Below are 20,901 nucleotides of genomic sequence, written 5' to 3' on the forward strand. Positions count from 1 at the left end.
ATGGAGCGTGAGAACCCGGGATTTCCGCTAACCCGCGGACAGCTAGATATTTGGCTTGCTCAAGAAACGGATCAGTTCGACACGGGATGGCAGCTTGGCCTATTCGTGAGGATTGAGGGCACGGTAGAACGCGATGCCCTCGAGTGGGCGATTCGCCGCGCAATACGCGATGCCGAACCCGCCCGGGCCGCCTTCTTCGAAGTGGATGGTCAGGTTTTCCAAAAGGCGCTCGACAAGCCGGATGTCGAGGTGCCGTTCCATGACCTCGTCAGCGCGCCCGATCCGGTGCGACAAGCCCGTGACATAGCGGCATCGATTCAACGCACGCCGATGCCGTTGACGGGCCCGCTCTTAAAATTCGCCCTATTCCGGACGCGACGCGATGAATTCTGCTTGTTTGTCTGCTGTCACCACATTGTCTTAGACGGATCGGGCATCGCGCTGATTGGTTATCGGATTGCCTCGGTCTATTCCGCCCTTATTTCCGGTGCGCCCATTCCCGCGGCTGTCCTCGGATCGTTGCAGGACTTGGTGAACTGTGAGTCCGAATACGAGGCGTCCGACGATTATCTCGACGACCGGGAGTATTGGACGCGGAACCTCCCGTCAGAAAACGAACCACAATATCGGCTGTCGCACGCCGCCGACGACCACGATCCGCATTCGCTGTCTGAGCCGGCCCAGTTGGACCCGGTGCTGCTGCGGCGAGTGCAAGAGCTCGCAGAAGTGTGGAAGGTGCCGCGATCAGCGGTGATCACCGCGGCATGCGCGCTGCTGGTGCGTCGCTGGTGCGCTGAAGGCAACGAGGTGGTCCTCAACCTCCCGGTCAGCAGGCGCGTGCAACCGGAGTCCAAGACGCTGCCCGCGATGCTTGCCGGGGTGGTGCCACTGGTGTTGCGGGTTTCACCGGAAGCTACGGTGGCCGATTTTTGCGCGCAGGTTGATGCGCGAATACGAGAAGCGGTGGCCCATCAGCGATTTCCGGTGCAAGCACTGGAGCGCAAAGTCAGTCCGGGCGGCCCGCAGGTCGCCGATAGGGTGAGCGTCAATTTCCTTCCGGCCACCTTTGGGCTGGATTTAGGGGCGGGTACGGCGACGGCGTCCTACACGAATCCCGGGCTCGTCGGTGCCTTCGGCTTGAACTTCTCCAATATGGGCGATGACCTCTTTCTGCGCACGGCGGGTATTGGGCAACCGTTTTCGAATTTCGACGTCGTCGACCTAGCCGGGCGGTTGCAGCGGGTGCTGGTGGCGATGACCGCCGATCCGGAACGGTTGTTGTCGTCGATTGAGGTGCTCGATTCCGGTGACTACACCCGGCTGGACGGGTGGAGTAATCGGGCGGTGTTGGCCCAGCCGGCGGCCGCGGCGGTGTCGATTCCAGTGTTGTTCGCCGAGCAGGTGGCGCGGGTCCCCGAGGCGGTGGCGATCCGCGACGGGGACCGGTCCTGGACGTACCGCGAGGTGGACGAGGCCGCGAACCGGTTGGCCCATCTGCTGGCCGGCCACGGCGCCGCGCCGGGCGAGCGGGTGGCGCTGCTGTTTTCGAGGTCGGCCGAGGCCGTCGTGGCGATCTTGGCGGTGCTGAAAACCGGGGCGGCCTACGTGCCGATCGATCCGGAAGTGCCGGCGGCGCGCATCCAGTTCGTGGTGGCCGACGCCGCGCCGATCGCCGCCCTCACCACCGCGGCCCTGGCCGACCGGCTGCAGGGGTGTCAGCTGCCGGTAATCGATGCCGACGACCCCGCCGTCGACAGCCAACCGGCCACCGCGTTACCGGCGCCGGCCGCCGAGGACATCGCCTACATCATCTACACGTCGGGCACCACCGGGACGCCCAAGGGCGTGGCCATCACCCACCACAACGTGATCGCGCTGCTGGCGTCCGTGGACGCTGACGTGGCGCGGTCGGGGGTGTGGACGCAGTGGCATTCGTTGGCGTTCGACGTGTCGGTGTGGGAGATCTTCGGTGCGCTGCTGGCCGGGGGGCGGCTGGTGGTGGTGCCCGAGACGACAGCGCGCTCCCCGGAAGACTTGCACGCCTTGTTGGCTGCCGAGCGGGTCACCGTGCTCAGCCAGACCCCGTCGGCGTTTTATGCGCTGCAAAGCGCCGACGCGCTGCAGCCCGAGATCAGACAACGGCTGACGCTGCAGACGGTGGTGTTCGCCGGGGAAGCGCTGGAACCGCGGCGTCTTCGGACGTGGCTGGACCACCATCCGGTCGCGCCGCGGCTGATCAACATGTACGGCACCACCGAGACCACGGTGCACGCCTCGTTCCGGGAAATCGTCGGCGCCGACGTCGACAACCTGGCCAGCCCCGTCGGGGTGCCGTTGCGTCACCTGGCCTTCTTCGTGGTGGACCAGTGGCTGCGGCCGGTGCCGACCGGGGTGGTCGGCGAGTTGTACATTGCCGGCGCCGGGTTGGCGTGCGGATATGTGGGCCGTGCCGGGTTGGCGGGGTCGCGCTTTGTGGCGTGCCCGTTCGGCGGTGCGGGACAACGGATGTATCGCACCGGAGATCTGGTGCGCTGGGGCGCCGACGGCGGGTTGGAGTATCTGGGGCGCGCCGATGAGCAGGTCAAGATCCGCGGCTATCGCATCGAGTTGGGTGAAGTCCAGGCGGCGCTCAGCGCGCTGGACGGGGTGCAGCAGGCGGTGGTGCTCGCCCGCGAGGACCGCCCCGGCGATAAGCGGCTGGTGGGCTACGTCACCGGCGCCGCCGACCCGGCGGTGCTGCGCGCCGGGCTGGCGGACCGGCTACCGCCCTACATGGTGCCCGCCGCGGTGGTGGTCATCGACGCGCTGCCGCTCACCGTCAACGGCAAACTCGACAAACGAGCGTTGCCGGCACCGGAATACAGCGAGGCGGACCGGTATCGCGCCCCCGGCGGCCCCACCGAGGAGATCCTGGCCGGCATCTACGCCGAAGTCCTCGGGCTGGACCGGGTCGGGGTCGACGACTCCTTCTTCGACCTCGGGGGCGACAGCATTCTGTCGATGCAGGTGGCGGCGCGAGCTCATGCCGCCGGGCTGCGGTGCCGCCCGCGTGACGTGTTCGTCGAGCAGACCGTGGCCCGGCTGGCCCGGGTTGCCGCGGTGTCCACCGATGCGACCGGCCTCGCCGACGAGGGCGTCGGGCCGGTGCCGGCCACCCCCATCATGCGGTGGCTGCACGATATGGCCGGCCCGGTGGAGCAGTTCAACCAGACGATGGTGCTGCGGGCCCCCGCGGGGGCCACCGAGGCCGACGTCGTGACCGTGTTGCAGGCCCTGCTGGATCGGCATGCCGTGTTGCGGCTGCGGGTCGCCGATGACGGCCCCGAGGGGTGGTCGTTGACGGTGCCCGAGGTCGGCGCGGTGGACGCCCGCAGGTGCCTGCACACGGTCGATGCGTTGTCCGATGCGGCGCTGGTGCAGGCGCGGTCACGCCTGAACCCGGCCGCCGGGGTGATGCTGAGCGCGCTGTGGGCGCCCGGCCCGGGCCAATTGGTGCTGACGATTCATCACCTGGCCATCGATGGGGTGTCGTGGCGGATCCTGTTGGAGGACCTCAATATCGCCTGGGCCCAGCACCGCGCGGGGGAGCCGGTGGCGTTGCCGACGACCGGCTCGTCGTTTGCCCGGTGGGCGTCGCTGCTGGCCGAGTATGCGCACGCCCCCGACGTCGTGGAGCAGGCGCAGGCGTGGCGGCAGGTGGCGGCGACCCCGGCCGCGCTGCCGGCGGTGCATCCCGACACGGATACCTACGCCACCGCCGGGAAGTTGACGGTGGCGCTGGACGCCGAGACCACGGCACTGCTGCTCGGCGATGTGCCGGCGGCGTTTCACGCCGGGGTGCAAGACATCCTGTTGATCGGGTTGGGGCTGGCGCTGGCGGAGTTCACCGGCCATCGCGGCGCGCCGATCGGGATCGACGTCGAGGGTCACGGCCGCCACGAGGAGCTGGGCCCGGATGTGGATTTGTCGCGCACGGTGGGCTGGTTCACCACCAAGTACCCGGTCGCGTTCACCGTCGGGGGACTGTCGTGGGCGCAGGTGATGGCCGGCGACGCCGCGCTGGGCGCGGTGCTCAACGACACCAAAGAACAACTCCGCGCCCTGCCCGACGGCCTGACCTACGGACTGCTGCGCTACCTCAACCCCGAGGTCGAACTGCCCCAATCGGATCCGGCGATCGGGTTCAACTACCTGGGGCGGCTGGGCGCGGGCGCCGCGGCGTCCGAGGAGCTGTGGCGGATCGGGCCGGACGGCTTGACGGTCGCCGGTGTGGCAGCGGCGGTGCCGATCCCGTTGCCGCACAACGTGGAGCTCAACGCCGCCACCCTGGACACCGACACCGGTGCGCGCCTGCAGGCCGAATGGCTGTGGGCGCCCTCGGCGCTGGGGCAGGCCCAGGCCGAGCGGTTGAGCCGGTTGTGGTTTGAGGCCTTGGCCGGGATCTGCGCGCATGTGCGCCAGGGCGGTACCGGGCTGACCCCGTCCGATATTGCCCCCGCCCGGTTGAGCCAGCAGCAGATCGACGAACTGCAGCGCGACTATCGGATCGCCGATGTGTTGCCGCTGACCCCGCTGCAGCAGGGCCTGCTGTTTCACACCCACACCGCACCGGGGCACGACGACGACATCTATGCCATGCAACTGGCCATCACCGTCGCCGGTGACCTCCAGCCGGATCGGCTGCGGGATGCGGTGCAGGCGGTGGTCGACCGGCATCCCCACCTGGTCGCCCGGTTCTGCGATCAGTTCACCGAGCCGGTGCAGATCGTCCCGGCCGATCCGGTGGCGCCGTGGCGCTACGTCGACCTGTCCACCAGCGCCGCCCCCGACGACCAGATCGAGCGGTTGTGCGCGGCCGAACGCGCCGCGGTCAGTGATCTCGACGGCCCACCGGCCTTGCGGGCCACCCTGATCCGGGTGGCCGACGACCGGCACTGGTTTGTGCTGACCTTCCACCACATCGTGCTCGACGGCTGGTCGCTGCCGATCCTGCTGCAGGAAATCTTCGCCGGCTACTACGGGCAGCGGCTACCCGCACCGGTGCCGTATCGCCGGTTCGTCAGCTGGCTGGCCGAGCGAGACCGCGACGCCGCCCGCACGGCCTGGCGTGAGGCATTCGACGGGTTCGAGTCCCCGACCTTGGTGGGCCCGCCGGACCGGTGGGGGCTGGGCACCCGCGGCGTGGACACGTTTCGGCTGGACCACGACATCACCGAAGCCGTTGGTGAGTTGGCGCGGGCGCGGCACACCACCGTCAACACCGTGCTGCAGGCGGCCTTCGCGCAACTGCTGATGTGGCTGACCGGGCAGCACGACGTCGCCTTCGGCACCACGGTCTCGGGGCGGCCCGCCGAGGTGGCCGGTGCGGACGCGATGGTGGGCTTGCTGATCAACACGGTGCCGGTGCGGGCGCAGATCACCGCGACCACCACCGCGGCCGAGCTGCTCGACCAGCTGCAAACCGCCCACAACGACACCCTTGAGCATCAACACCTGGGGCTCAACGAGATTCACCGCATCACCGGCCAGGAAAGACTGTTCGACACCCTGCTCGTTTACGAGAACTACCCGCTGGACACCGCCGCCTTGGCGAGCATCGGCGGGCTGGCCATCACCGAGTTCACCAACCGCGAATACAACCACTACCCGCTGGCGATCCAAGCCCTGCCCGGCACCGAGCTGGGCCTGCGCGTCGAGTACGACACCGACGTGTTCGACGCGGCCGACGTCGCGGCGCTGATCGAGCGACTGCGACGGGTGCTGGCGACGATGACCGCCGACCCGACGCGGCGGCTGACGTCGACCGATGTGCTCGACGCGGCCGAGCACGCCCGGTTGGACACCTGGGGCAACCGCACCGTGTTGACGGCGCCACCCGCGGCCGCGGTGTCGATTCCGGGGTTGTTCGCCGAGCAGGTCGCGCGGGCCCCCGAGGCGGTGGCGGTGACCTGCCAGGGCCGCTCGCTGACGTACCGGCAGCTCGATGACGCCGCGAATCGGTTGGCGCACCGGCTGGTCGAGCAGGGCGCCGGCCCGGGTGAGCGGGTGGCGCTGCTGTTTTCGCGGTCCGCCGAGGCCGTGGTGGCGATCCTGGCGGTGTTGAAGACCGGGGCGGCGTATCTGCCGATCGACCCGATGCATCCCGCTGCGCGGATCACGTTCATGCTGCACGACGCCGCACCGATCGCGGCGCTCACCACCGCGGACTTGGCGGACCGGCTGGACGGGCGAGGCGTGGCGGTGATCGACGTCCACGACCCCCGCCTGGACAGCTACCCCGCCACGGCGTTGCCGGCACCGGACCCGGACAACACCGCCTACCTCATCTACACGTCGGGCACCACCGGGACCCCCAAGGGCGTGGCGGTCGCCCACCACACCGTGACCCGGCTGCTCGAGTCGTTGGACGCCGATGTGCCGCGCACCGGGGTGTGGACGCAATGCCATTCGTTGGCGTTCGACTACTCGGTGTGGGAGATCTTCGGCGCGCTGCTCGGCGGCGGCCGGGTCGTGGTGGTGCCGGAATCGGTGGCGCGCTCACCGGAAGACCTGCACGCCCTGCTGGTCACCGAACGGGTCAACGTGTTGAGCCAAACCCCGGCGGCGTTTTATGCGCTGCAGTCGGTCGACGCGGCACGGCCCGAGCTGGGGGATCAGCTCAAACTTGAGACGGTGGTCTTCGGCGGGGAAGCCCTTGAGCCGCAGCGCCTTCGGGTGTGGCTGGACCGCCACCCCGGGTTACCCCGCCTGATCAACATGTATGGCATCACCGAGACCACGGTGCATGCCTCGTTCCGGCCGATCGCCGACACCGACACCGACCACCGGGTCAGCCCCATCGGGGTGCCGTTACCCCATCTCGCGTTTTTCGTGCTGGACCAATGGCTGCGGCCGGTGCCGGCCGGGGTGGTCGGCGAGCTGTATGTGGCCGGCGCCGGACTGGCCAGCGGGTATGTCGGACGGCCCGGGTTGACCGGGTCGCGGTTTGTGGCGTGCCCGTTCGGCGGCGCCGGACAACGGATGTATCGCACCGGAGACCTGGTGCGCTGGGGTGCGGATGGGCAGCTGCAGTATCTGGGGCGCGCCGATGAGCAGGTCAAGGTCCGCGGGTACCGCATCGAACTCGGCGAAATCCAGGCCGCACTCAGCGCGCTGGAGGGGGTGGAGCAGGCGGTGGTGCTCGCCCGCGAGGACCGCCCCGGCGATAAACGCCTCGTGGGCTACGTGACCGGCGGCGCCGACCCGGCCGAGCTGCGCGCCGCGCTGGCCGACCGGTTGCCGCCCTATATGGTGCCCGCGGCGGTGGTGGTGCTCGACGAGCTGCCGCTGACCCCGAACGGCAAGCTCGACAAACGGGCGTTGCCGGCACCGGAATACAGCGAGGCGGACCGCTATCGTGCCCCGGGCAGCCCCACCGAGGAGATCCTGGCCGGCATCTACGCCCAGGTGCTCGGGCTGGACCAGGTGGGGGTCGACGATTCCTTCTTCGATCTGGGCGGGGATTCGCTGTCGGCGATGCGGGTGATCGCCGCGGTCAACACCGGTTTGGCTGCCGAGGTTTCGGTGCGCACCTTGTTCGAGGCGCCCACGGTCGCCCTGTTGGCACAGCGTGTCGGCGGCGGGGAGGCTGACGTTGAGCCGTTGGTGGCGGCCGAGCGGCCCGCGGTGGTGCCGTTGTCGTTTGCGCAGTCCCGGTTGTGGTTCCTGGATCAGCTGCAGGGGCCGTCGCCGGTGTACAACATGGCGGTTGCGTTGCGGCTGTCCGGCAACCTCGATGCCGACGCATTACGGGCCGCGCTGGCCGATGTGGTGGGCCGCCATGAAACCCTACGGACGGTCTTTACCGCGGTGGACGGCACACCGCAGCAGGTGGTTGTTCCCGCCGAGCACGCCGAGTTCGGCTGGCAGATCGTCGATGCCCGCGGCTGGCCGGCGAGCCGACTGGATGACGCCATCGCCGAGGCAGCCCGGTATACGTTCGATTTGGCGAGCGAGATCCCGTTGCGGGCGCGGCTTTTCCGAACCGCCGATCACGAGCATGTGCTGGTGGCTACGGCGCACCACATTGCTGCCGACGGCTGGTCGGTCACCCCGCTGGTGCGGGATCTCAGCGAGGCGTACCGGGCGCGGCACCGGGGCCACCCGCCGAGCTGGGCGCCGCTGCCGGTGCATTACATCGACTACACACTGTGGCAGCGCGCCCAGTTCGGCGATCTCGACGATCACGACAGCCGCATCGCCGCGCAGCTGGCCTACTGGGAGCAGGCCCTGGCCGGGATCCCGGAAAGCATTGCGCTGCCTACCGATCGGCCCTACCCGCCGGTGGCCGATCAGCGCGGCGCCAGCGTGCCGCTGGACTGGCCGGCGGCGCTGCAGCAGAACGTCGCGGCGGTGGCCCGGGAGCACAACGCCACCAGCTTCATGGTCGTGCAGGCCGCCCTGGCGGTGCTGCTGGCCAAACTCGGCGCCAGCAGCGATGTGACGGTCGGGTTCCCGATCGCCGGGCGGCGTGATCCCGCCCTCGATGATCTGGTCGGGTTCTTCGTCAACACCCTGGTGCTGCGGGTCGAGGTGGCCGGCGATCCCACCGTCGCCGACCTGCTGGCCCAGGTGCGGCAACGCAGCCTGGAGGCGTTCGAGCACCAAGACGTGCCCTTTGAGGTGCTGGTGGAGCGGCTCAACCCGACCCGATCCCGAACGCATCACCCGCTGGTTCAGGTGATGCTGGCCTGGCAGAACTGGCACGGCGCTGACCCCGTCGCCGGGCTGGCCGTCGACGATGTGCAGGTCACGTCGCTGCCGGTGGACACCCGCACCGCCCGAATGGATTTGGCGTTCTCGCTGACCGAACGCTTCACCGAGGCCGGAGCGCCCGGCGGCATCGGCGGCGAGGTGGAGTTTCGCACCGATGTGTTCGACGCCGCCAGCATCCAGGCGATGATCGGGCGGCTGCGGCAGGTGCTGGAGGTCATGTCCGCCGACCCGGCGCAGCGGTTGTCGTCGATCGATCTGCTCGACGAGCACGAACACGCCCGGCTGGATGAGATCGGAAATCGGGCGGTGCTGGCGCGACCTGCCGCCGTGCGGGCCTCGATTCCCGCGGTGTTCGCCGACCAGGTCGCCCGCGCCCCCGAGGCGGTGGCGATCCGCGACGGTGACCGGTCGTGGAGCTACCGCGAAGTTGACGAGGCCAGCAACCGGCTGGCGCACCTACTGGTGGACCGGGGTGCGGGGCCGGGGCAGTGTGTGGCGCTGCTGCTTTCGCGGTCGGCCGAGGCGATCGTGGCGATCCTGGCGGTGTTGAAATCCGGGGCGGCGTATCTGCCGATCGACCCCAGTGTGCCGGCGGCCCGGCTGCGGTTCCTGCTTGATGACGCCGCACCGGTCGCCGCGATCACCAGCACCGAGTTGGCCGCCCGGCTGGACAGACCAGCGCTGCCGGTCGTCGACGTCCACGCCCCCCGCCTCAACGGCTACCCCGCCACCGCGTTGCCGGCCCCGCACCCCGACGACATCGCCTACCTGATCTACACCTCGGGAACCACCGGGCGACCGAAAGGTGTTGCGGTCACCCACCACAACGTCACCCAGCTGCTGGCCTCCCAGCAGACACCGCTACCGACTGGGCCGGTGTGGGTATGGGCGCAGTGTCATTCCTATGCCTTCGACGCCTCGGTCGAGGAGATCTTCGGGGCGCTGCTGCGCGGCGGGCGGTTGGTGGTGGTGCCCGAGGACGTGGCGGGCTCGCCGGAGGACTTCCACGAGGTGCTGGTCACCGAACAGGTCAGCGTGCTGACGCAGACCCCGTCGGCGGTGGCGGTGCTGTCCCCGCGCGGGTTGGAGTCCACGGCGTTGGCGGTGGTGGGGGAGGCCTGCCCGCCGGAGGTGGTGGATCGGTGGGCGCCCGGGCGGGTGATGATCAACGCCTACGGCCCCACCGAAACCACCATATGTGCGTCCAGGAGCGTGCCGTTGACGGCGGGGTCGGGGGTGCCGCCGATCGGTGCACCGGTGCCGGGGGCGGCGGTGTTCGTGCTGGACCGGTGGCTGCGGCCGGTGCCCGCCGGGGTGGTCGGCGAGTTGTACGTGGCCGGCCGCGGTGTGGGCGTCGGCTATATCGGTCGCACCGGGTTGACCGGGTCGCGGTTTGTGGCGTGCCCGTTCGGCGGCGCGGGACAACGGATGTATCGCACCGGGGACCTGGTGCGCTGGCGTGCCGATGGGCAGCTGGAATATCTCGGCCGCGCCGATGAGCAGGTCAAGGTCCGCGGCTATCGCATCGAACTCGGCGAAATCCAGGCCGCACTCAGCGCCCTCGACGGGGTCGAGCAGGCGGCGGTGCTCGCCCGCGAAGACCGCCCCGGCGATAAACGCCTCGTCGCCTACGTGACCGGTACCGCCGACGCGACCGAGTTGCGCACGAAGCTGGCGCAGCGGCTGCCCGAATACATGATTCCGGCCGCAATCGTGGTGATCGACGCGCTGCCGCGAACCCCCAACGGCAAACTCGACAAACGCGCCCTACCGGTCCCGGAATACACCAAGGTGGACCAGTACCGCGCCCCGGCCAACCCGACCGAGGAGATTCTGGCCGGCATCTACGGCCAGGTGCTCGGGCTGGACCGGGTGGGGGTCGACGATTCCTTCTTCGATTTGGGCGGGGATTCGCTGTCGGCGATGCGGGTGATCGCCGCGGTCAACGCCGCGTTGGATGCCGGTGTGCCGGTCCGCGCGTTGTTCGAGGCCCCCACCGTCGCGCAGCTGGCCCCGCGGATCGGTGCCGACGGGGCGCGGTTCGCACCGCTGGTGGCGGCCGAGCGGCCCGCGGTGGTGCCGTTGTCGTTTGCGCAGTCCCGGTTGTGGTTCCTGGATCAGCTGCAGGGGCCGTCACCGGTGTACAACATGGCGGTCGCGTTGCGGCTGTCCGGCAACCTCGATGCCGACGCATTGCGCGCCGCGCTGGCCGATGTGGTGGGCCGCCACGAAACCCTACGGACCGTCTTTACCGCGGTGGACGGAACACCGCAGCAGGTGGTGATCCCGCCCGAACAAACGGATTTCAGCTGGGATGTGGTCGACGCCACCGGCTGGTCGGAGACCCGCTTGACTGACGCGATCGCCGCAGCGGGACGCTACGCGTTCGACTTGGCGGCCGAAATCCCGCTGCGGGCGCGGCTTTTCCGCGTCACCGACGACGAGCACGTGCTGGCGATCACCGCGCACCACATCGCGGCCGACGGCTGGTCGGTCACCCCGCTGGTGCGTGATCTCAGCGAGGCGTACCGGGCGCGCCGGCACCGCCAAGCCCCTAGCTGGACGCCGCTGGCGGTGCAGTATGTCGATTACACGCTGTGGCAGCGCGCCCAGTTCGGCGATCTCGACGATGACGGCAGCCCGATCGCCGCCCAGCTGTCCTATTGGCATGGTGCTCTGGCCGGGATGCCGGAGCGGCTGGAGCTGCCCACCGATCGGCCCTACCCGGCGGTGGCCGATCAGCGCGGCGCCAGCGTGCCGGTGGACTGGCCGGCCGCGCTGCAGCACAACGTCGCGGCGGTGGCCCGCGAGCACAACGCGACCAGCTTCATGGTCGTGCAGGCCGCGTTGGCGGTGTTGTTGTCGAAGCTCGCCGCCAGCAGCGATGTGGCGGTGGGATTCCCGATCGCCGGGCGGCGTGATCCCGCGCTCGATGACCTGGTCGGGTTCTTCGTCAACACCTTGGTGTTGCGGGTCGAGGTGGCCGGGGACCCCAGCTTCGCCGAGCTGCTGGCCCAGGTGCGCCAGCGCAGCTTGGAGGCGTTCGAGCACCAAGACGTGCCCTTTGAAGTGCTGGTGGAACGGCTCAACCCCACCCGCAGCCTGACGCATCACCCACTGGTTCAGGTGATGCTGGCCTGGCAGAACTGGCATGGGCACGACGACCCGGCCGCCGGGTTGGCCTTGGGCGATCTGCAGGTCACACCGCTGCCGATGGACACCCACACCGCCCGAATGGATCTGGCGTTCTCGCTGACCGAACGCTTCACCGAGGCCGGTGAACCCGGCGGGATCGGTGGGGCGGTGGAATTCCGCACCGACGTGTTCGACGCCGCCAGCATCGAGGTGCTGATCGGGCGGCTGCAGCAGGTGCTGACCGCGATGACCGCCGACCCGACGCAGCGGCTGTCCGCGGTCGATCTGATCGACGCCGGCGAACACGCCAAGCTCGATCAGTGGAGCAACCGCACGGTGCTGTCCCGGCGCGCGGCCGCGCCGGTGTCGATGCCGGCGCTGTTCGCCGAGCAGGCCGCCCGCGCCCCCGAGGCGGTGGCGATCCGCGACGGTGACCGGTCGTGGAGCTACCGCGAAGTGGACGAGGCCAGCAACCGGTTGGCGCACCTGCTAGTGGACCGGGGTGCGGGGCCGGGGCAGTGTGTGGCGCTGCTGTTTTCGCGGTCGGCCGAGGCGGTCGTGGCGATCCTGGGGGTGTTGAAATCCGGGGCGGCGTATCTGCCGATCGACCCCAGTGTGCCGGAGGCCCGGCTGCGGTTCCTGCTCGATGACGCCGCCCCCGTCGCCGCGATCACCACCGCCGACCTGCGCTCGACGTTCACCGGCCATGACGTGACGGTCATCGATGTCCACGACCCCCGCCTCGACGGCTACCCCGCCACCGCGTTGCCGGCCCCGGACCCCGACGACATCGCCTACCTGATCTACACCTCGGGCACCACCGGGCTGCCCAAAGGCGTTGCCATCACCCACCACAACGCCACCCAACTGTTGGCGTCGTTGGATGCCGGGCTCCCGGCGGCGGGGGTCTGGGCACACAGCCATTCGCTGGCCTTCGACGTTTCGGTATGGGAAATCTTCGGGGCGCTGCTGCGCGGCGGGCGGTTGGTGGTGGTGCCCGAGGACGTGGCGGGCTCGCCGGAGGACTTCCACGCGGTGCTGGTCGCCGAGCGGGTCAGCGTGCTGACGCAGACCCCGTCGGCGGTGGCGGTGCTGTCCCCGGAAGGGTTGGAGTCCGCGGCGTTGGCGGTGGTGGGGGAGGCCTGCCCGCCGGAGGTGGTGGATCGGTGGGCGCCCGGGCGGGTGCTGGTCAACGCCTACGGCCCCACCGAAACCACGATGTGCGTGGGGATCAGTGCGCCCTTGACACCGGGGTCGGGGGTGCCGCCGATCGGTGCGCCGGTGCCGGGGGCGGCGGTGTTCGTGCTGGACCGGTGGCTGCGGCCGGTGCCCGCCGGGGTGGTCGGCGAGTTGTACGTGGCCGGCCGCGGTGTGGGCGTTGGCTATGTCGGTCGTGCCGGGTTGACCGGGTCGCGGTTTGTGGCGTGCCCGTTCGGCGGCGCCGGACAACGGATGTATCGCACCGGGGACCTGGTGCGCTGGCGTGCCGATGGGCAGCTGGAATATCTGGGGCGCGCCGATGAGCAGGTCAAGATCCGCGGGTACCGCATCGAACTCGGCGAAATCCAGGCGGCACTCACCTCCCTCGACGGGGTCGAGCAGGCGGCGGTGCTCGCCCGCGAGGACCGCCCCGGCGATAAACGCCTCGTCGCCTACGTGACCGGTACCGCCGACCCGGCCGAGTTGCGCACGAAGCTGGCGGACCGGTTACCGCCCTATATGGTGCCCGCCGCGGTGGTGCTGCTCGACGCGCTGCCGCTGACCTCGAACGGCAAGCTCGACAAACGGGCCTTGCCGACACCGGAATACAGCGAGGCAGAACGGTATCGCGCCCCGGTCAATGCGGTCGAGGAGATCCTGGCTGGCATCTACGCCCAGGTGCTCGGGGTGGACCGGGTCGGGGTCGACGACTCGTTCTTCGACCTCGGCGGCGACAGCATCTTGTCGATGCAGGTGGTGGCGCGGGCCCGGGCCGCCGGGGTGATGTTCAAGCCGCGCGACGTGTTCGTCGAGCAGACGGTGGCCCGGCTGGCCCGCGTCGCCGGGGTGTCCACCGGGGAGAGCGACCTCACCGACGAGGGCACCGGGCCGGTGCCGGCCACCCCCATCATGCGGTGGCTGCACGACGTGGCGGGCCCGGTGGAACAGTTCAACCAGACGATGGTGGTCCAGGCCCCCGCCGCGGTCACCGAAGCCGACGTCGTGATCGTGTTGCAGGCCTTGCTGGATCGCCACGAGATGCTGCGGCTGCGTGCCGACGATGACGGCGCCGGCGGATGGTCACTGCAGGTACCCGAACCGGGTGCGGTCGACGCGGCACACTGCCTGCAAACGGTTGACGTGTTCTCCGATGCGGTGCTGGTGCAGGCCCGGTCACGACTGAACCCGTCGGCGGGGATGATGCTCAGCGCGGTGTGGGCGGCGTCCACCAGCCAGTTGGTGTTGATGATTCATCACCTGGCCGTCGATGGGGTGTCGTGGCGGATCCTGTTGGAGGACCTCAACCTTGCCTGGGCGCAGCATCGTCGCGGCCAGCCGGTCGCGCTGCCGCGGACGGGGACCTCGTTTGCCCGGTGGGCGTCGCTGCTAGCCGAGCACGCGTCCGACCCCGACGTCGTGGGCCAGGCCGGGGTGTGGCAGCAGGTCGCGTCGACCACGCCGGTGCTACCGGCGGTGCAACCCGAGGTGGATACGTTCGCCACCGCCGGGAAGTTGTCGATGTCGCTGGATGCCGAGACCACCGGCATGCTGCTCGGCGAAGTGCCGGCGGCGTTTCACGCCGGGGTGCAGGACATTCTGCTGATCGCGTTCGGGCTGGCGGCCGCCGAATTCTTCGGCGGCACCGGCGCGCCGATCGGCATCGACGTCGAGGGCCACGGCCGCCAGGAGGAGCTCGGCCCGGATGTGGATCTGTCGCACACGGTGGGCTGGTTCACCACCAAATACCCGGTGGCTTTGACCGTCGCCGGCGTGTCCTGGGCGCAGGTGGTGGCCGGTGAGGCCGCGCTGGGCCCGCTGATCAAAGACGCCAAAGAACAACTCCGCCGCCTGCCCGACGGCCTGACCTACGGACAGTTGCGCTACCTCAACCCGGAGATCGAGCTGCCCGGATCCGATCCGGCAATCGGATTCAACTACTTGGGCCGGCTGGGAGGGGCGCCCGAAACCAACGGTGACACCTGGCGCATCGGCACGGATGCCTTACCGCTGGCCTCGGTCGGTGCGGCCATCCCCATGCCGTTAGCGCACACCGTGGAACTCAACGCCGGCACCATCGACACCGACACCGGCCCGCACCTGTATGCGGATTGGACGTGGGCGCCCTCGGCCGTCGATGACGCGCAAATGAACCGGTTGAGCCGGTTGTGGTTTGACGCCCTAGCCGGGATCTGCGCGTATGTGCGCCGCGGCGGGGGCGGGCTGACCCCGTCCGATATCGCGCCGGCCCGGTTGAGCCAGCAGCAAATCGACGAACTGTGCCAGCGGTACCGGGTCGCCGATGTGTTGCCGCTGACCCCGCTGCAGCACGGGCTGCTCTTCCACGCGAACACCGCGGCGGACAACGACGACGACGTCTACGCCATGCAATTGGACATCACCGTGGCCGGGGTCCTCGACCCGGATCGGCTGCGCAATGCGGTGCAGGCGGTGGTCGACCGGCATCCCCACCTGGTCGCCCGATTCTGCGACCAATTCGATGAACCCGTGCAAATCATCCCGGCCGATCCCGAACCGGGGTGGCAGTACGTCGAACTCGACACCGGCGACGAGGGGCGGATCCAGCAGTTGTGCGCGGCCGAACGCGCCGCGGTCAGCGAGCCCGGCGACGCGCCCGCCCTTCGGGCCGCGTTGGTCCGCATCGGCGAAGACCGGCACCGGTTTGTGCTGACCTTCCACCACATCGTGCTCGACGGCTGGTCGCTGCCGATCCTGCTGCAGGAAATCTTCGCCGGCTACTACGGGCAGCGGCTACCCGCACCGGTGCCGTATCGCCGGTTCGTCAGCTGGCTGGCCGAGCGAGACCGCGACGCCGCCCGCACGGCCTGGCGTGAGGCATTCGACGGGTTCGAGTCGCCGACCCTGGTGGGCCCACCGGACCGGATGGGTGTGGGAGCCCGAGGCGCGGAAGCGTTTCGGCTGTCCGAGGACACTACCCGGGTCGTGGCCGACCTGGCGCGCTCCGGCCACACGACCGTTAACACCGTTTTGCAGGCGGCGTTCGCGCAGCTGCTGTGCTCGCTGACCGGGCGACCCGATGTGGCCTTCGGTGTCACGGTCTCCGGGAGGCCCGCCGAGGTGGCCGGCGCGGACACCATGGTGGGGCTATTGATCAACACGGTTCCGGTGCGCGCACAAATCACCCCGGCGACCACCACCGCCGAGCTGCTCGACCAGCTGCAAGGCGCCCACACGCACACGCTGGAACATCAGCACTTGGCGCTGCACGAGATTCACCGCGTCACCGGGCACGACCAACTGTTCGACACCCTGTTCGTCTACGAAAACTATCCGGTCGACACCGCCGCGTTGTCCGGCGGCGACGGGTTGGCGATCACCGAGTTCAGCAACCGCGAATACAACCACTACCCGCTGACGCTGCAGGCCCTGCCCGGCAGCGAACTGAACCTCCGCGTCGAATACGACACCGACGTGTTCGACGCGGCCGACGTCGCAGCGTTGATCGCGCGGCTGCGGCGGGTGCTGGCGGCGATGATTGCCGAACCCACCCAACGGCTGTCGTCGATCGATCTGCTCGACGCGGCTGAGCACGCCCGGCTGGACGAAATCGGTCATCACGCGGCGTTGACGGCGGCGGCGCGGACGTCGGTGTCGATTCCGGCGGTGTTCGCCGAGCAGGTGGCACGGGCCCCCGAGGCGGTGGCGCTGACCTTCCAGGACCGGTCAATGACGTACCGCGAGTTGGACGACGCCGCGAACCGGTTGGCGCACCAGCTGGTCGACCAGGGCGCCGGCCCGGGTCAGCGGGTGGCGCTGCTGTTTTCCCGGTCGGCGGAGGCCGTGGTGGCGGTGCTGGCGGTACTCAAGACCGGGGCGGCCTACCTGCCGATCGACCCGGTGGCGCCGGAGGCCCGGATGCAGTTCATGCTCTCCGACGCCGCGCCGATCGCCGCGATCACCACCCACGAGTTGCTTCCGCGGCTAGCAGGCTTTGACGGCGCGGTCATCGATGTCGGCGATCCTGGTCTTGACGCCCAACCGGCCACGGCGTTGCCGGCACCGGCCGGCGACGACATCGCCTACATCATCTACACATCGGGCACCACCGGGACGCCCAAGGGCGTGGCGGTCGCTCACCACAACGTGACCCGGCTGCTGGACACGCTGGATGCCGACGTGGCGCGGGCCGGGGTGTGGACGCAATGCCATTCGTTGGCGTTCGACTACTCGGTGTGGGAGATGTTCGGCCCGCTGTTGGCCGGGGGGCGGCTGGTGGTGGTGCCCGAAACGACAGCGCGCTCCCCGGAAGACCTGCACGCCTTGCTGGCTGCCGAGCGGGTCACCGTGCTCAGCCAGACCCCGTCGGCGTTTTACGCGCTGCAAACCGCCGACACGTTGCAGCCCGACATCGCGCGACAGCTCACCCTCGAGACCGTGGTCTTTGGCGGTGAAGCCCTTGAACCGCGGCGCCTTCGGGCATGGCTGAACCACCATCCGGTCGCGCCGCGGTTGATCAACATGTATGGCATCACCGAGACCACGGTGCACGCCTCGTTCCGGCCGCTCGTCGAGGCCGACACCGACCGCAGTGTCAGCCCCATCGGGGTGCCGTTGCGCCACCTCGCCTTCTTTGTGCTGGACCAGTGGCTGCGGCCGGTGCCGACCGGGGTGGTCGGGGAGCTGTACGTGGCCGGTGCCGGGCTGGCCTGCGGGTATGTGCGCCGAGGCCCGTTGACCGGGTCGCGGTTTGTGGCGTGCCCGTTCGCCGGACCGGGCGCGCGGATGTATCGCACCGGGGACGTGGTGCGCTGGGGTGCCGACGGCCAACTGGAGTATCTGGGCCGCGCCGATGAGCAGGTCAAGATCCGCGGGTACCGCATCGAGTTGGGCGAGGTCCAGGCGGCGCTCAGCGCCCTGGAGGGGGTGCAGCAGGCGGTGGTGCTCGCCCGCGAGGACCGCCCCGGCGATAAGAGGCTGGTGGGTTACGTCACCGGCACCGCCGATTCGGCCACCGCGCGCACGAAGCTGGCGGAGCGGTTGCCCGACTATATGGTGCCCGCGGCGGTGATGGTGCTCGATGAGCTGCCGCTGACCCCGAACGGCAAACTCGATAAACGGGCGTTGCCGAGCCCGGAATACGCCGAGCTGGACCACTATCACGCCCCCGCCAACGCGGTCGAAGGGATTCTGGCGGGCATCTATGCCCAGGTGCTCGGGCTGGACCGGGTCGGGGTCGATGACTCGTTCTTCGACCTCGGCGGCGACAGCATCTTGTCGATGCAGTTGGTGGCCCGCGCCCGCGCCGCGGGGGTGACGTTCAAGCCGCGTGACGTGTTCGTCGAGCAGACCGTGGCCCGGCTGGCCCGGGTCGCCGCGGTGGCAACCGGCGGCGGTGGCCCGGTCGACGAGGGCATCGGACCCGTGGTGGCCACCCCCATCATGCGGTGGCTGCACGACGTGGCGGGCCCGGTGGAGCAGTTCAACCAGACGATGGTGGTGCGGGCCCCTGCCGGAGTGACCGAGGCCGATGTGGTGGTGCTGTTGCAGGCCTTGCTGAATCGCCACGGAATGCTGCGGTTACGCGTCGACGACTGGGCCGGTGACTGGTCGCTGACGGTACCCGAGGCTGGCTCGGTGGACGCGCGCGAATGCCTGCGCACGGTGGACGCGTTGTCCGATGCGGTGCTGGTGCAGGCTCAGTCGCGGTTGGACCCGGCCGCCGGGGCGATGCTCAGCGCGGTCTGGGAGCGCGCCACCGGCCAGTTGGTGCTGATGATTCATCACCTCGCGGTGGATGGGGTGTCGTGGCGGATTCTGTTGGAGGACCTCAACGTTGCGTGGGCCCAGCACCGCGGCGCCCAGCCGGTAGCGTTGCCGACATCCGGGACCTCGTTTGCCCGGTGGGCGTCGCTGCTGGCCGAGCACGCCCGCGACCCGGACGTCGTGGAGCAGGCGCAGGCGTGGCGGCAGGTGGCGAGCACCCCGGCCGCGTTGCCGGCGGTGCAGCCCGACGCGGATACCTACGCCACCGCCGGACACCTGGCGGTGCCGCTCGATGACCCCGAGACGACCCGGATGCTGCTGGGGGAGGTTCCCGCCGCGTTCCACGCGGGCGTGCACGAGATTCTGGTGATTGCGTTCGCGTTGGCGTTAGCCGAGTTTGGCGACCGTCGTAACACACCGATCGGGATCGACGTCGAGGGCCACGGCCGCGACGAGGAGCTGGGCCCGGAGGTGGATCTGTCGCACACGGTGGGCTGGTTTACCACCAAGTACCCGGTGGCGCTGACCGTCGCCGGAGTGTCGTGGGCGCAGGTGGCGGCCGGCGACGCCGCGCTGGGCCCGCTGATCAACGACGCCAAAGAACAACTCCGCGCCCTGCCCGACGGGCTGACCTACGGGCTGCTGCGCTACCTCAACCCCGAGGTCGCGCTGCCCGATTCCGATCCGGTGATCGGGTTCAACTACCTGGGCCGGCTGGGCGCGGCCGGCGACGTGTCCGAGGAGCTGTGGCGGATCGGTCCGGACGGTTTGTCGGTCACCGGCGCGGCCGGGGCGCTATCGATCCCGTTGCCGCACACCGTGGAGCTCAACGCCGCCACCCTGGACACCGACACCGGCCCGCGGCTGCACGCGAATTGGACGTGGGCGCCCTCGGCGGTCGATGAAACGCAAATGAGCCGGTTGAGCCGGTTGTGGTTTGAGGCCTTGGCCGGGATCTGCGCGTACGTGCGCCGTGGTGGCGGCGGATTGACGCCGTCCGATATTGTGCCGGCTCGGTTGAGCCAGCGGCAGATCGACGAACTGTGTCAGCAGTATCGGGTCGCCGATGTGTTGCCGCTGACTCCGCTGCAGCAGGGCTTGCTGTTTCACGCCGACAGCATGTGGGACAACAACGGGCATGTCCCCGGCGACGTGGGTGAGCTGTATGCGGTGCAGCTGGACTTCACCGTGACCGGGCGGCTCGATCCGCTACGGCTGCGGGATGCGGTGCAGGCGGTGGTCAATCGGCATCCCAACCTGGCGGCCCACTTCAGCGATCAATTCGGCGAGCCGGTGCAGATCATTCCGACCGATCCGGTGCTGGGGTGGCGCTACGTCGAGCTGCACACCGGAAACGGTGACGGCAGCATTGAGGAGCAAGTTCAGCGGCTGTGTGCGGCCGAACGCGCCGCGGTCAGCGACCTCGATGACCAGCCGGCCTTCCGGGCGGCGCTGATCCGCGTTGCCGAAGACCGGCACCGGTTTGTGTTGACCAACCACCACATCGTGCTCGACGGCTGGTCGACGCCGATCCTGCTGCGGGAAATTTTCGCCGGCTATTACGGGCAGCGGCTGCCCGCACCGGTGTCGTATCGCCGGTTTGTCACCTGGCTGGCCGAGCGAGACCGCCAGGCCGCGCAGGCAGCCTGGCGTGAGGTGTTCGCTGGCTTCGACACCCCCACCCTGGTGGGCCCGCCGGGCCGGGTGGGACGCAGCGCCCGAGACGCGGAATCCTTCCGGATCGCAGAGCAGACCACCCGGGCCGTGAGCGAGTTGGCGCGCTCGTGTCACACCACCGTCAACACGGTGCTGCAGGCTGTTTGGGCGCTGCTGTTGACCTCGCTGACCGGCCGGCACGACGTCGCCTTCGGTGTCACGGTGTCTGGGCGCCCCACCGATGTGGCCGGTGCGGACTCGATGGTGGGCTTGTTCATCAACACCGTGCCGGTGCGGGCGCAAATCACCCCGGCGACCACCACCGCCGACCTGCTCGACCAGCTGCAAACCCTGCACGCCCACACCCTTGAGCATCAGCACCTGGCGCTACACGAGATTCACCGGATCACTGGG

General features: G+C 69.5%; 1 protein-coding gene (running past one end of the window). It reads left to right on the forward strand.

The annotated features are described in order from the left end of the window. Positions 1 to 20,901 carry the 5' portion of a non-ribosomal peptide synthase/polyketide synthase gene (locus ACAG26_RS11085; protein WP_370482144.1) on the forward strand. Its footprint extends 273 nt past the window's final position, so only the first 20,901 of its 21,174 coding nucleotides appear in the window; its start codon is at positions 1 to 3; its stop codon lies beyond the right edge, outside the window.

It is taken from the genome of Mycobacterium sp. pUA109 (genome assembly GCF_041287095.1).
Classification (GTDB): Bacteria; Actinomycetota; Actinomycetes; order Mycobacteriales; family Mycobacteriaceae; genus Mycobacterium.